The sequence below is a fragment of the Xanthomonas sp. NCPPB 1062 genome, assembly GCF_041481705.2.
Taxonomy (GTDB): domain Bacteria; phylum Pseudomonadota; class Gammaproteobacteria; order Xanthomonadales; family Xanthomonadaceae; genus Xanthomonas; species Xanthomonas euvesicatoria.
Genome location: NZ_CM192987.1, coordinates 3358235 through 3372134, shown reverse-complemented (window position 1 = coordinate 3372134; position 13900 = coordinate 3358235). Strand labels below are relative to the sequence as shown.

The window sequence follows — 13900 nt, the reverse complement described above, 5'->3', positions numbered from 1 at the left end:
TCGCGATGGTCTGGCCAGGCGGAAGGGCGCTGCAGGTGCCCTGCCACCCGGGGCGCGGCGAGCGGTTGCGTTGCAAGCAAGTGTCGGCAGAAAGAATTGTCGGGCCCGCTTTTCGCAAGCCCTGCAACGTGCAACGGACTGACCAATGACGCTGCCGCGCGTGCGCTTGCAGCCTGAGCGCGTGCGCACAACGCGCAGAGCGCGCTTGCCCGCACCGCGCGTGGCCCGCACTATGCGCCGACTTGTCGTGAAGTTGATCCGGTGCGCTTTCTATCCTGCTTGCCCCATCGGCTGCTCGCTGTGCTCTGGGTATGCCTGTGTCTGGCAGTGCTTCCGGTGCAGGCGCGGACGCCTGCAACACCGGTGCCCATCCAGCTGACGATCGCCGACGGGCTGCCGTCGGACACGATCAATCAGTTGGCCGAGGACAGACAGGGATATCTGTGGCTTGCCAGCGATGACGGCCTGGCCAGATTCGATGGCCGCAACTACCGGATCTGGCGGATGGAAGATGGCCTGACCAGCAACGTGGTCTGGACCATCTGTGTCGATGCCAACGATCGGGTGTGGATGGGCTTCGAGGACGGCGGCGTCGGCTATCTGGAAGCGAACACGCGCACGTTCAAACGACTGGAAGATCCGCAATTCCCCGAACTGCGCGACGCCATCCTGTGGTCGTTGGCACAAACGCCGGACGGGGATATCTGGATCGGCACCGCCAAGCAGGGCCTCTATCGTTATCGCCCCGACGGGCGCATGCAGCACTTTTCTGCCAAGGCGGGCGATGCCGCTAGCTTGCCGTCCGACAATATCGTTGGTTTGGAAGTCGCGCCCGACGGCGGCCTGTGGATCGGCACCTGGGGCGGGCTTGTGCACTGGGATGGTCGGCGCCTGGAGCGCGTGCCGCTTCCGGGCCCGTCCCAGTCGGTCAACCGAATGTACAAGGAGCCCGACGGCAAGGTGCTCTGGGTTGCCGATTTCGACGGCAACCCCGTCCAGTTCAACACGGTCGGGCGGCCCGTGGCCCGCCGCTGGCAAAGCGGTAAGGACACCGCGCAGGTCCGGGGCGTCCTGCTCCGTGACCGGCTCGGGCGCTACTGGCTGGATACCGCCACCGGCCTGGGCATGAGTTCCAGCGACGGTGGCGTCGAACGCGTGCCGGTCTACAGTTTTTCAGCGCACGGTCTGGTCAACCGGAACTGGATCACCGCCTACCAGGACCGCGAAGGAGGTCTGTGGTTCGCCAGCCTGGAGGGCGGGTTGTGGCACCTGCCTCCGCGCTGGGACACCTTCGCGTTGTTTTCGCATCGCGCAGATGATCCGCAATCGCTCGCCAATCCCTCGGTTGTCGCCACAGCGCCTTCGGTCACCGGCGGCATCTGGCTGGTCGGCACGCGTGGAACGCTTGAGCATTTCGATCCCGTCACCGGCCGCGTGGAGCCACGCCTGGCCCCGGTCGATCCGGAACGCATTCCCGATACGGTCATCGAAAGCAGGCAGGGAATGGTCTGGATCGGCGTGCAGGAACGGCTGGTTCGGTACAACCCGAAGACGGGCGAGGCCAGGCGTTGGCCACTGCTCGGGCACCAGGATTCCGCAGCCGATCTCGAAGATGTCGGCAGGCCTGGCAGGATGGCCGAAGATGCACAGGGTCGCATCTGGGTGGCGCTGCTGACGCACGGGGTGCAGCTGTGGAGCAGCGAGGGCCAGCTGCTCAGGACGCTCGACTACGGAAGCCACGGGCTGAAGGCGCTGACTGTCCTGGATATGCGGATCGGGCCGGATGGGCAGATCTGGCTGAGCAACAATGCCGGGCTGTGGCGATGGGATCCGCTTGCCGACCAGTTCGTTCCGGTACGCGGCGCGCCGTTCCTGCCAACCTATGTGTTTCGCCAGGGAGATGGTGGCATCGTCTGGATCGGATTGGCCGGACAATTGCGGCGCTATCTCTGGGACGGCAAGCAGCTCACGCATCTGGATACGGTGGGAAAGGACCAGGAATTTCCGATGGTCTCGCCGACCGGCCTGGTGATCGATGCCGGTGGCGTGGCCTGGGTCTCCAGTCATCGTGGGCTGATCCGGGTCGACCCCGGCAGCAAGCTGGTGCGTGTGTACGACGTGCACGACGGACTTCCCAGTTCGCCCATGCAGGTGGCCACGCTGGTGCAGGCAAGCACGGGGCAGATCCTGGGCGGCACATCCGATGGCATCGTGGTGTTCGATCCGGCCACGATGCGTCCGAATCTGCGCCGACCGCAGCTGTTGATCGAACGTGTCAGCCTGCGACGCGGCGAGCGCGAACTGGATGTCACCGGCAAGGCGCCGCTGCAGGTGCAGGACGGCGATCGCGACCTGCATATCGTGGCGCGGATGCCCACGTTCACCAATCCCGAATCCACCAGTTACCGCTTCCGCCTCAGTGGCTACGATCCGGACTGGGTCGACGTGGGCTCCACCGGCGAACGCCTGTTTTCGCGCCTGCCTTCCGGGCATTACACGCTGGAAGTGCAGGGGCGCACGGCAGATGGCATCTGGTCGGCCAGCCAGATCGTCCGTTTCCAGGTATTGCCGCCGTGGTGGCTGTCACCGTGGGGTCTGGGCCTGTTGGCGGTGCTGAGCGTGTGCGTGATCGCCGCGGCCATCTTGTTGTATCGCCGTCGGCTGCGGCGCCTGAATGCCTGGCAGCTGGCCGTGCACAAACAGGAGCTGGCCGAACAGGCGTCCTTGGCCAAGACCCGGTTTCTGGCGACGCTGGGCCATGAAGTGCGCACGCCGATGACGGGTGTGTTGGGCATGAGCGAATTGCTGCTCAAGACCACGCAGGACGCCACGCAGCGCAGCTACACCGAGTCGATCCGTCGTGCGGGTGCGCATCTGTTGCGGCTGGTCAACGATGCGCTGGATCTGGCGCGCATCGAATCGGGCCGGCTTGAACTGGATTTCCAGCCATTTTCGGTGCGTCAGCTCGTGGCCGAAGTCGAAGCGCTGATGGCGCCATTGGCGCAAGAGCGCGGGTTGCGTTTCAGCCTGGACATCGGGCTGCTGGGCGACATCACCGCCAGCGGCGATTCCACCCGTATCCGGCAGATCCTGCTCAACCTGCTCAATAACGCGATCAAATTCACCGAGCGCGGCGTGGTCGCGCTGAAGCTGACCACGCTCGGTTCCTATCAAGGCCTGCGCTTCGAAGTGGCCGACACGGGCCCGGGCATCAATGCCGAACAGAAGGCGCGCTTGTTCCAGCGCTTCGAGCAGGGCGACGGTGCCAAGACCACCTCACGTTATGGCGGCAGTGGCCTGGGCCTGGCCATCTGTCAGGAGCTGGCGATGGCGATGGGCGGGCATATCGAGGTGATCAGCCGGCTCGGCGCCGGGACGCGCTTTGTGGTGGATCTGCCGCTGCGCTGGGTGGCGTCGGATGCAACGCTGGACGGCGAGGTGGCGCATGCCGCCAGCCCCGTCGATCCGCAGCGCGTCCTGCTGGTGGAAGACGACCCGACCATCGCCGAGGTCATCATCGGCCTGCTGCGCGCGCAGGGGCACTCGGTGGTGCATGCGCCGCACGGACTGGCGGCGTTGACCGAAGCGGCCGACAACACGTTCGATCTGGCATTGCTGGATCTGGACCTGCCCGGGCTGGATGGTTTTGCGTTGGCGCGGCAGTTGCGCGTCTTCGGCTACGAGATGCCGTTGATCGCGGTGACCGCACGCTCCGATGAAGCCGCCGAACCGAACGCGCAGGAAGCGGGTTTCGACCGTTTCCTGCGCAAGCCACTCACCGGCGAGATGTTGGCCAATACCATCGCCGAGGCGTTGCGGCATGCCCGCGCGCGCGATGGGGCGTAGCCGCGGCGGAAGTGACAGTGCCCCAGCGCAGCACCTACTCGGCAACCGCTTCCACTTCCTTGGGGTGGGGGCGCGTCTCGGCCAGCTGCCAGAAGATCAACGTCGACGACAAGGTGATGCCGCCCACACACAGGAAGGTGGCATGCAAGGCGGCGGTAGCGCCATGCGTATCGCCCAGATGGGTATTGAATGCCGCCAACAGGCTGCCCGCTGCCGCAGCGCCGAAACCGGTGGCCAGCATCATCACCATCGACAGCAGACTGTTGCCTGGGCTGGCCTGGTCGCGGTCCAGATCGCGCAGGGTCACGGTGTTCATGACCGTAAACTGCAGTGAGTTCACCGCGCCAAAGCAGGCCAGTTGTACCAGGCGCAGCCACAGCGGCTGGCCGATATCGATGAGCGCAAAGCTGGCCATGGCCACGCCGACCAACACGGTGTTGAGCATCAGCACGCGCCGGTAGCCGAAGCGCCCCACCAGCTTGACCGCCGCGCGTTTGGCGGCCATGCCGGCCAGTGCCACCGGCACCATCATCAGCCCGGCATTCATCGGGCTCATGCCCAGGCCCACCTGCAACAGCAACGGGATCAAGAATGGCATCGAGCCGCTGCCCACGCGCGCGAACAAGTTGCCCAAAATGCCGATGCGGTAGCTCGCCACCTTGAACAGCGCCAGCGGAAACAGCGCGTTGGCGGTGTTGCCCGCATGCAGCCAGTAGCCGGCCAGTGCAGCCAGTCCGCCGATGGCCAGCAACATCACGAACGCATGGCGCAGGCCGAGTTCCGAGATGCCATCCAGCGCCAGCGACAAGGCCACCATGCCGAACGCCAGCATCAGGTAGCCGACCAGATCGAAGCGCCTGCGTGCATCGCCATAGTGGTCGGGCATGATCTTCAGCGCGGCAATAAACCCGAGCACCCCGATCGGCAGGTTGATCAGGAACACCCAGTGCCACGAGGCGACTTCGACCAGCCAGCCGCCCAGGGTGGGGCCGATCAGCGGGCCGATCAGGGCGGGAATGGCGATAAAGCTCATCGCGCGCAGGAAGTCTGCGCGTGCCACCGTCTTGAGCACCGCCAGCCGCCCGACCGGCAGCAGCATCGCGCCGCCGATGCCTTGCACCACGCGTGCGGCCACCAACTGCGGCAGGTGCTGGGCTGCCGCGCACAGCAGCGAGCCCAAGGTGAACACGATGATCGCGGCGAGGAAGGTGCGCCGCGTACCGAAGCGGTCCGCGATCCAGCCCGAGGCAGGGATGAACATCGCCACTGCCAGCGCATAACTGAAGACCACTGACTGCATCTGCAGCGGGCTTTCGCGCAGGCTGCGCGCCATCGACGGCAACGCCGTGTTGACGATGGTCGCATCCAGCATCTGCATGAAGATGGCCAGCGACACCAGCCACAGCAGCGGCTTGATGGTGGCGTAGGCGCGCAAGGTGGGGACGGGCTGAGACATGGGGGCTTGGCCGGGGGAACGCTGCATTATCGTCTCCCTGCTGTGCACGGCACGGAACGCTGTGTGCGACGCCCGGGAATGCCCGCGTTGGCAGCCTGCGCCGCGTGCGGGCGCAAGGCCGACGCTGCACGCTCAGGCAGATCGCGTCATCGCATTGGCGGCTTGGGTGCGGTGTGAATCGCGCGACGCGTTTCATGACACAACGCGTCCGGCACATATATATATCTGGCGGCGGGGTGAACGCGCAGAGCCAGTGGGTCGGTTCAGTTGCGAAATAGCTGGCTCGGCAGTGCCTACATGCACGCGGGAACTGGCACTGGCACGGGCCGGGTCCGTGCGACCCGGTCCGCTCGCCGCGGCGGCTTAGCGCTTGCTCAGGCTCTGCACCGCGTCCACCAGCACACCCACGTGCTCGGGATTCATATCCGGCGACATGCCATGGCCGAGGTTGAAGACGTGCCCTTCGCGTGAGCCGCCATTGCCTTGGGCGTAGCTGTCCAGGGTCTTGGCGACTTCGCTACGGATCGCGTCGGGCGAGCCGTACAGCGTGGCCGGGTCGAGATTGCCCTGCAGGGCAACGCGGCCGCCCGCCCGTTGAGCGGCGTCAGCCAGCGAGATGGTCCAGTCCACGCCCACGGCTTCGGCGCCGCTGGCGGCCAGATCCGCCACGTAGGCGCCGTTGCCCTTGCCGAACAGCACCAGCGGGGTGCGCTCGGCCCCGGTGCCGCGCTCCAGTTCACGCGCGATGCGGGTCAGGTAGGGCAGCGAGAATTCGCGGTACATCGCCGGCGAAAGCACGCCGCCCCAGGTGTCGAACACCTGCAGCGCCTGCGCGCCTGCCGCGCGCTGGGCGGCCAGGTAGGCGATCACCGCGTCGGTGACGGTGCCGAGCAGGTGATGCAGCAGCTCCGGCGCGTTGAAGGCCATGGCCTTGATGCGTGCGTATTCCTTGCTGCCACCGCCTTCGATCATGTAGCAGGCCAGCGTCCACGGGCTGCCGGAGAAACCGATCAAGGGCACCGAATCATCCAGTTCGCGGCGGATCACCCGCACCGCATCCATCACGTAGCGCAGCTCGGTTTCCATGTCCGGCACGCCCAGGCGGTGGATTGCGGCGGCATCGCGCACCGGGTGGCGGAACTTGGGGCCTTCGCCTTCGACAAAGTACAGCTCCAGGCCCATCGCATCGGGGATGGTGAGGATGTCGGAGAACAGGATCGCTGCATCCAGCGGGAAACGCTGCAGCGGCTGCAGGGTCACTTCGCAGGCGATGTCAGGATTCTTGGCCATGCCCAGGAAACTGCCGGCACGCGCGCGGGTGGCGCGGTACTCCGGCAAATAGCGGCCGGCCTGGCGCATCAACCACACAGGGGTGCGGTCCACGGGCTGACGGTTGAGCGCGCGCAGCAGGCGATCGTTCTTGAGCATGGGAAAGTATGTCCTCAGCGCGGCGCGTCGTCGGCGCCGCCGGTGATGAGTTGGAAACCGCGTTTGAGTTGGGTGTCGCGCGCCTTGTCGAAGGCGCGGTCCGCTTCATCCTGTTGCAGGTACTGGTCGCGTCGCAGTTGCGTGCGTCCGCCGATCTCGCCGGTTTCGCGTAGCAATTCCCAGCCACCGAACAGATCCGGTTGCAGGGTCAGCTGGACGTAGCGGAGCGGCGCGTTACCGCCGGGATCGTGTTGTAGAAGGATGCGCATGCGACCGATTGTAGCCGGGCGCTGCTGAAGGCTGAGAGCAGTGGCGCGTCCGGGTGTGCTGGTTGCGCAGGGAGCGTCGTTGGGCGTCCATGCTTGCCGGTGCGCTCCCGCGCGAGGTTCCGACCGCCGTGCAGACGGCGGCAGGCAGTGCGCAGGAGCGCACCTGGGCGCGATAGGGATTGTCGGGAAGGCCCCATCGCGCCCGGGGCGCTCCTACCAAGAGTGAGTCGTGGCGATCGACGGCAGCTGGGTGCGGGCGTCCAGCGTTCCGTGCCTTCGGCCGGCTGGCCTTATCCCGCCAGTATCTCCAGCACCGCTGCCTCTTCCACATCCGGCACGATCTCGGCCTTGCCGATGCCGCGCCACAACACCAGGCGCAGGCGGCCGGCGATGTTTTTCTTGTCCAGGCGCATGCGTGCGAGCAGGGCCTGAGGGGTCAGGCCGGGCGGGATCTCGGTGGGCAGATCGAAGTCGTGCAGCAGCGTGCGCAAGGCCTCGGTGTCCTGGGCATCGCTCATGCCCAGCGCGGCCGACAGGCGCGCCGCCAGCACCATGCCCACTGCGACGGCCTCGCCATGGTTGAGGTTGTCGTTGCCGGGCGCGCCGTAGCCTTGCTCGGTTTCGATGGCGTGACCGAAGGTGTGGCCCAGGTTGAGCAGGGCGCGCTCGCCTTTTTCCAGCGGGTCGCGCGCCACGATCTCGGCCTTGTGCTCGCAGCTGCGGGCGATGGCCTGCGCCAGCGCCGCTGCATCGCCATCGAGCAGGGCGCGGCGCTCGGCGTGCAGCCACTGGAAGAACAGCGGGTCGCGGATGGCGCCGTACTTGATCACCTCGGCCAGGCCGGCGCGCAGTTCGCGCGGCGGTAGCGTGCGCAAGGTGTCGGTGTCGGCGATCACCGCACGCGGCGGATGGAAGGCGCCGACCAGGTTCTTGCCCTGCGGGATGTCCACTGCGGTCTTGCCGCCGACCGATGAATCCACCATCGCCAGCAGGCTGGTGGGCAGCTGCACGCAGTCCACGCCGCGCATCCAGCACGCTGCCGCAAAGCCGGCCAGGTCGCCGACCACGCCGCCGCCCAGCGCGAACACGCAGGCGTCGCGGGTGGCGCCGAGTTCGGCCAGCGCGGTGATTGCAGAGCCAAAGGTCTCCAAGGTTTTGGAGGCTTCGCCGGCGGCAATGACCAACTCGCCGACCTGCAGGTCCGGCCGCGCGTTCAACAAGGCGGTGCGTACGCCGGCCGCGTAATGCGGAGCCACCTGCGAGTCGCTGAGCAGCAGCGCGTGGCGGCCACGCACATGGCCGGCCAGGCGCGCGCCGTCGGCCAGCAGACCCGGGGCGATGGTGATGGTGTAAGGCTGCACACCGTCGACATCGACGCTGCGCGAGGAACGGGGAAGTGTCATGCGGGGTTACTCGACATGCGCCATTGCGCAGCCAGGCGCAGCACCAGCTGCGCGGTGGCCTCGGCGGGGGAAAGATGATCGGTTTCCAGGCTGAGATCGGCGACCTGGCGGTAGAGCGGCGTGCGGTGCGCGGCCATCGCATGCAGCACCTGCTCGCGGTCGGCACGTTGCAGCAGCGGGCGATTGCGATCGCGCGCCAGCCGCGTCAGTTGCGCCGGCACGCTGACATGCAGGTACACCACGAACCCACGCGCGCAGATGCGCTCGCGGTTGCGCGGATCCAGCACGGCGCCGCCGCCGGTGGAAATCAGTTTGTTGTCCTGTTCCAGCAGCGCCTGCAGGGTCTGGGCCTCGTACTGCCGAAACCTGGCTTCGCCATGCTGCTCGAAGATGGCCGGGATGCTGCTGCCCACCTGGTCGACGATGGCCTGGTCCACATCGACGAATTCCAGCCCGAAGCGCTCGGCCAGGCGACGGCCGATGCAGCTTTTTCCGGCGCCCATCGGGCCGACCATCACGAGATTGGGTGCGGGGTTCATGCGCAGGGATCGTAGCATTCACGCCATCGGGCCGGGCCGATGGCACGGCGCAATTGCCGTCTCCAATCCCGCCAACCCGCGCCGTTTCGGCGATTGGATCGCGGTGCATAGGCGAAGCGCGGGCGATGCGCCCACAATAGGCGTCCATCTGGCTGCCACGCACCGTCATGACCGATCTGTACGCAGAAGCTCTTGCCACCTTCGCCGCGCTGTATGCCGAGGCGCAGAACAGCGCCGAACCCGAAGCCAGCGCGATGACCGTGGCCACCGCCAACGTGGATGGCCGGCCGAGCGCGCGCACCGTGTTGCTCAAGGCCTTCGACGCGCGCGGGTTCGTGTTCTACACCCATCTGGACAGCGCAAAGGGCCGCGACCTGCAGACCCACCCGCAGGCGGCGCTGCTGTTCCTGTGGCGCAGCCTGCGCGAAGCCGGCATCCAGGTGCGCATCGAAGGCGGCGTGCAGCTGGTGAGCGCGGACGAATCCGATGCGTACTTCGCCTCGCGCCCGCGCATGAGCCAGATCGGCGCGTGGGCCTCGCGGCAGTCGCAGACGCTGGGTTCGCGCGAAGAGTTCGATGCGGCCATTGCCAAGGTCGAAGCGACGTTCGAAGGGCGCGAGGTGCCGCGCCCGGATGGTTGGGGCGGGTTCCGGGTGGTGCCGCAGGCGTTCGAGTTTTGGTACGGCGCCAAGTTCCGCCTGCACGAGCGCTGGCGCTACGAGGCCGACGCGGCCAGCCATTGGAGCAAGCGGATGCTGTATCCGTGAGGCAGCCGCCCGGCAGGGGGCGACAAGCCAGCTGAACGGGCGGTTTGCTCGCCTGCCGCGCGCCTGACCAGCTGACTTCCGGCCCTTTCTGCCGGTCACGGGCAGTCTGTAGTATGTCCGGTCGCTGCAAGACATTCGCTGCATCACCACCACGGCATGACCAAAGGACAGGACATCGTATGACGCAGTACACCACCGTCGAATTGCACGGCCTGCTGGCCGAGCGCTACCGTGGCCAGCCAATCCAGGTCGAACTGATCGACGGCCTGGAGCCGGCCATCAATCTCACCCTGGCCGACCACGGCGACATGCAGATCCAGGTTGCCGCTTCCGGCTCGCAGGTTTTTGTGTCCACGCTGCTGGCCCATGCCGAGCACGTCAACGACCGCGCCGCCTTCAACGACGCCTGCCTGCGCCTGAATCCGCTCAACCCCTTGTCCAACCTGGGCCTGGTCCAGGTCGACGGCAAGGACCGTTACGTGGTGTTTGGCGAACTGTCGGCCTCCTCGACGCTCGACCAGATCGACGAAGAAATCCAGACCCTGGCGGCCAATACGTTGGATGCCGCCGAATCTCTCAAGCCGTTCTTTTCCTAAAGGCGTGTTGTCATGAGTATCTTTTCCAAGCTGATCACGCTGCTGCGTGGTACCGCACACGAAACCGGCCAGAAGGCCGTCGACGCCAATGCGCTGCGCATCCTGGATCAGGAAATGCGCGATGCCGGCGCCCAGCTCACGCGCTCGCGCGAAGAGCTCACCAAGCTGATGGCGCAGAGCAAGCTGGCCCAGCAGAAGATCGACGCACGCGCCGGCAAGATGGCCGAATACACGCGCTACATCGAAGGCGCGCTGGCCAAGAACGATGAAGCGCTGGCACACGATGTGGCGGTCAAGCTGGCCGCCCTGGAAAGCGAGGATGCCGGCGACAAGGCCTCCAAGACCGCGCTGGACCAGTCGGTGGTGACGCTCAAGGCCACCATCCAGAAGACCGAGAACCAGCTGCGCGGCATGCGCCAGCAGATCGATACGGTCAAGGCCACCGACGCGGTGCAGAAGGCGCAGGCCGCCATTGCCGCGCGCCACTCCGGCGCCAGCAGCAAGATGGGCTCGGCGCTGGAATCGCTGGAGCGCATCAAGGCGCGCCAGGCCGAAACCTCGGCGCGCATCGAATCGGCCGAAGAACTCGAAGCGTCCACCGGCGATGGCGATCTCAATCGGCGCCTGGCGGCGGCCGGCCTGATGGAAGGCGAATCCAACGCCGCTGCGGTGCTGGCACGCTTCAAGAAGCCGGCCGCGCAGCTGGGTCACGAGAACGCCGGCGGCACCGCGCCGCTGATTGGCCAGGTGCGCGACGTGCAGCAGGTTCCGCGCAGCGACAGCTGATCCATCGCACGGCACAGGATGCGCCATGATCATCGTTGGACGGCTGTTGCGGGTCCTGCGGCGCCACGTGCGCCGCGTCAGCTGGGGCATGGTGGCGCTGGCACTGCTGGCGCACATGGGGCTGAGCTGGTTGCTGCTGCTGTGGGCCGGCGAGCACAAGCTCGTCGGCCTGGACGCATTTCCGTACTACTACATGACCACTGCCACCACCATCGGCTACGGCGACCTGTCGCCGGGTTCGGTGGCCGGGCGCTATATCGCCGCGTTCGTGTTGATGCCGGGCGCGGTGGCGTTGTTCGCCACGGTGCTGGCCAAGACCAGCGGCGTGCTCATCACTTTCTGGAGGCGCCACCACATGGGCAAGATGGCCTATGCAGACCTGCGCGGGCACACCATTCTGATCGGCTGGCAGGGCGCCGCCTCCACGCGCCTGCTGGAATTGCTGCTGTCCGACACCGCCACCGATGACGAAGGCGTGGTGCTGATCGCCGAGGGCGTGGCGGAAAATCCGATGCCCGACCACATGCGCTTCATCGCCGCCGAGTCGTACACGCACACCGAGGTGTACCTGCGTGCCGGCATTGCCGGCGCGGCGCGGGTGATCGTCAACCCGCCCTCCGACGACCAGACCCTGGCGGCGGTGTTCGCGTTGATGGCGCATGCGCCGGCCGCGCATGTCGTGGCGCACTTCGATTCGGCCAGCGCGGCCCGATTGGTCAACTGCCATTACCCGGCCATCGAGTGCACGCGGCCGATGACCGCCGAGATCCTGGCACGTGCGGCGCAGGATCCGGGCAGTGCGGCGCTCACCGCCGAGCTGCTGTCGGTGGAAGATGGTCCCACCCAGTTCAGTCTTGTTGTGCCTGCGAATGTGCAACCGCTGGATTACAGCCGGCTTGCGGCCGATTTTGGCCAGCGTGGCGCATTGCTGCTGGGCCTGCGCGCGCCCGACGGCGCGTTGCGCTTGAACCCGCCAGCACGCACCGCCGTCGCCGCCGGTGCCATGCTGTATTACCTGTCCGAGCAGCGCGTGCCGGCGCACGCCATCGCCTGGCAGGCCATGCGCAGCGAGGCAGCTTCCCTTCCCCCATCGCCACAAGGTGTCTGACGATGAGTTTTTTCAGCAAGTTGTTCGGTCAACCGCAACCGCCGCCGCTGCCCACTTCCGGAAGTGGCGCGATCGGTCACGCGCTGCCCCTGGGGCTGCGTGTCGGTGGTCAGGTGGAGATCGACACCACCCTGTACCGCATGGCGCCGGAGGCCATGACCGCCGAGTTGCCGGGCGGGCACCAGGGCATTCCCTGCTACGGTCACGTCAATCTGGGCGATGGCTATGCGCTGCATCGCTTCTACCTGGACGACGATGCGTTCCTGCAGGTCACCACCGTGGGGGGCGATCTGGAAGCGATGAAGGCCTTCGTGTATTGCGAAACGGTGAACCCGCCCAGCAAGCAGGCGTTTCAGGAGTTCGTGATGCAGCACCCGCACCTGGGCGCGGCGCAGATCGAGTACGCCGGCAGACAGTGGCAGCGCGCAACGCAATCCACCGATGACGCGTCACGGATTCCGCCGATCGCCTACGACGAAGTGCTGTACCGCTACCAGCCGCCGCGCCGCGATGGCGATCTGACCCATTACGCCATGCTCTACAGCCGCGATGTGCCGGAGCTGCAGCGCGAAGAATTCCTGCTGGTGACCGGCGAAGATTCCGGCCCCAACGAATTCTGCGTCACCTATGCGGTCGGTATCGATGTCACCGTTGCCGATCTGGATATCACCTGAGCGCGCCCGCGCGTCTTCCACCCACCTTGGTCCTGTCATGAATCCGATCAATCTGCAGAGTTTTCTCGCGTTTCTTTCCTATTTCGGTACCGGCCTGGGTGTGCTGATCGTCTCGGTGGTGCTGGTGACCCTGGTCACCCCGCATAAGGATTTCACCTTGCTGCGGCAGGGCAATGTGGCAGCGGCCACCGCGCTGGCCGGCAACCTGATCGGCGTGGCGCTGCCGCTGCATTCGGCCATCACCCACTCGGTGAGCCTGATCGACGCCCTGATCTGGGGCCTGGTGGCCTGCGGCATCCAGGTGGTGGCCTACCTGCTGGCCAATCTGGTGGCTGGGCGCATCTCGCGGCAGATCACCGACAACATCACCGCCGCCGGTATCTTTTCGGCCGGCGTGTCGATCGCGGTGGGGCTGATCAATGCCGCCGCGATCACGCCGTAACGGAGCGCGGGCATGAAGCGATCACGCAATCTCAAACTCACCCTGATGGCTGCGCTGCCGGCCGCCTTCGTCACCGGCTGCGGCTCGGAGCCGGAGACCGGTGTGGTGCTGCAATCGGCGTCGGACTGTTACCAGATCAAGCAGGAACAGTCCGATATCCAGCAATGCCTCAAGGCCTACGACGAGGCGGTGGCCAAGCATCAGCAGGCCGCGCCGCGCTTCACCACGCGCTACGAGTGCGATGAACAGTTCGGCAGCTGCACGGCGATCACCAATCCGCAGGGGCAGCAGAGCTGGATCCCGCCGATGGGCGGTTTTTTGCTGGGTTATGCGCTGGGCAACATGAGCGGCGGCGGTTACCGCTATGGCGGCTCGATTCCGCTGTACCGCGATTACCGTAGCGGCGGTTACTACAAGCCCAACGGCGATCTGGCCAGCAACCGCATTGGCACGGTGCGTGGGCGCAGCGGCGCCATCGACATGCCCACGCGCGCCATCACCGTGTCGCGTTCGGGCTTCGGTTCCAGCGCGGCGGCGCGCAGTTCGTTCGGCAGCGGCGGGCGCAGCTCGGGCTTCGGCGGCTGAC

At 66.4% G+C, this 13900-nt stretch carries 13 protein-coding genes; 8 read left to right on the top strand and 5 right to left on the bottom strand.

Features of this window, described 5'->3' with window-relative positions; genetic code table 11:
• Positions 1-300: 300 nt before the first annotated feature.
• A complete protein-coding gene (locus tag ACCQ16_RS14725; protein WP_277572595.1) occupies positions 301-3846 on the top strand; it encodes a hybrid sensor histidine kinase/response regulator in 3546 nt (1181 codons plus the stop codon).
• 34 nt (positions 3847-3880) lie between these two features.
• On the opposite strand, the gene mdtD is transcribed toward ACCQ16_RS14725, so the two are convergent.
• The 5 genes from mdtD to ACCQ16_RS14700 all read right to left on the bottom strand — a co-directional run bounded on the left by mdtD (position 3881) and on the right by ACCQ16_RS14700 (position 8941).
• Positions 3881-5302, bottom strand: a complete 1422-nt coding sequence (gene mdtD, locus ACCQ16_RS14720; RefSeq protein ID WP_014090726.1) for a multidrug transporter subunit MdtD — start codon at positions 5300-5302, stop codon at positions 3881-3883.
• A gap of 363 nt (positions 5303-5665) precedes the next feature.
• Entirely contained in the window at positions 5666-6730 is a 1065-nt protein-coding gene (hemE, locus tag ACCQ16_RS14715; protein ID WP_218196220.1) for a uroporphyrinogen decarboxylase, read from the bottom strand.
• Positions 6731-6744: 14 nt separating this feature from the next.
• A complete protein-coding gene (locus ACCQ16_RS14710; protein ID WP_005928169.1) occupies positions 6745-6999 on the bottom strand; it encodes a WGR domain-containing protein in 255 nt (84 codons plus the stop codon).
• A gap of 290 nt (positions 7000-7289) precedes the next feature.
• Positions 7290-8402: a 3-dehydroquinate synthase gene (aroB, locus tag ACCQ16_RS14705; RefSeq protein ID WP_014090724.1), complete on the bottom strand. Its 1113-nt coding sequence runs from the start codon at positions 8400-8402 to the stop codon at positions 7290-7292.
• The gene (locus ACCQ16_RS14700) at positions 8399-8941 is read right to left on the bottom strand and encodes a shikimate kinase (RefSeq protein WP_014090723.1); all 543 of its coding nucleotides are present in this window, start codon (positions 8939-8941) and stop codon (positions 8399-8401) included. The genes aroB and ACCQ16_RS14700 overlap by 4 nt, the downstream gene beginning before the upstream one ends.
• 167 nt (positions 8942-9108) lie before the next feature.
• On the opposite strand from ACCQ16_RS14700, the gene pdxH reads away from it, so the two are divergent.
• The 7 genes from pdxH (at position 9109) to ACCQ16_RS14665 (ending at position 13899) form a co-directional block, all read left to right on the top strand.
• On the top strand, positions 9109-9708 hold the full coding sequence (gene pdxH, locus ACCQ16_RS14695) for a pyridoxamine 5'-phosphate oxidase (protein WP_008571714.1): 600 nt from the start codon (positions 9109-9111) through the stop codon (positions 9706-9708).
• Positions 9709-9887: 179 nt separating this feature from the next.
• A complete protein-coding gene (locus ACCQ16_RS14690) occupies positions 9888-10304 on the top strand; it encodes a YjfI family protein (protein ID WP_007965635.1) in 417 nt (138 codons plus the stop codon).
• Positions 10305-10316: 12 nt separating this feature from the next.
• The gene (locus tag ACCQ16_RS14685) at positions 10317-11090 is read left to right on the top strand and encodes a PspA/IM30 family protein (protein WP_011348181.1); all 774 of its coding nucleotides are present in this window, start codon (positions 10317-10319) and stop codon (positions 11088-11090) included.
• A gap of 25 nt (positions 11091-11115) precedes the next feature.
• Positions 11116-12198, top strand: coding sequence for a potassium channel family protein (locus ACCQ16_RS14680; protein ID WP_277572597.1), 1083 nt, complete (start codon positions 11116-11118; stop codon positions 12196-12198).
• Complete coding sequence (locus ACCQ16_RS14675) at positions 12195-12872, top strand: YjfK family protein (protein ID WP_171309888.1); 678 nt, start codon at positions 12195-12197, stop codon at positions 12870-12872. The genes ACCQ16_RS14680 and ACCQ16_RS14675 overlap by 4 nt, the downstream gene beginning before the upstream one ends.
• 37 nt (positions 12873-12909) lie before the next feature.
• Entirely contained in the window at positions 12910-13314 is a 405-nt protein-coding gene (locus ACCQ16_RS14670) for a DUF350 domain-containing protein (protein ID WP_003489536.1), read from the top strand.
• 12 nt (positions 13315-13326) lie between these two features.
• Positions 13327-13899, top strand: a complete 573-nt coding sequence (locus tag ACCQ16_RS14665) for a DUF1190 domain-containing protein (RefSeq protein WP_008573065.1) — start codon at positions 13327-13329, stop codon at positions 13897-13899.
• Position 13900 lies beyond the last annotated feature (1 nt).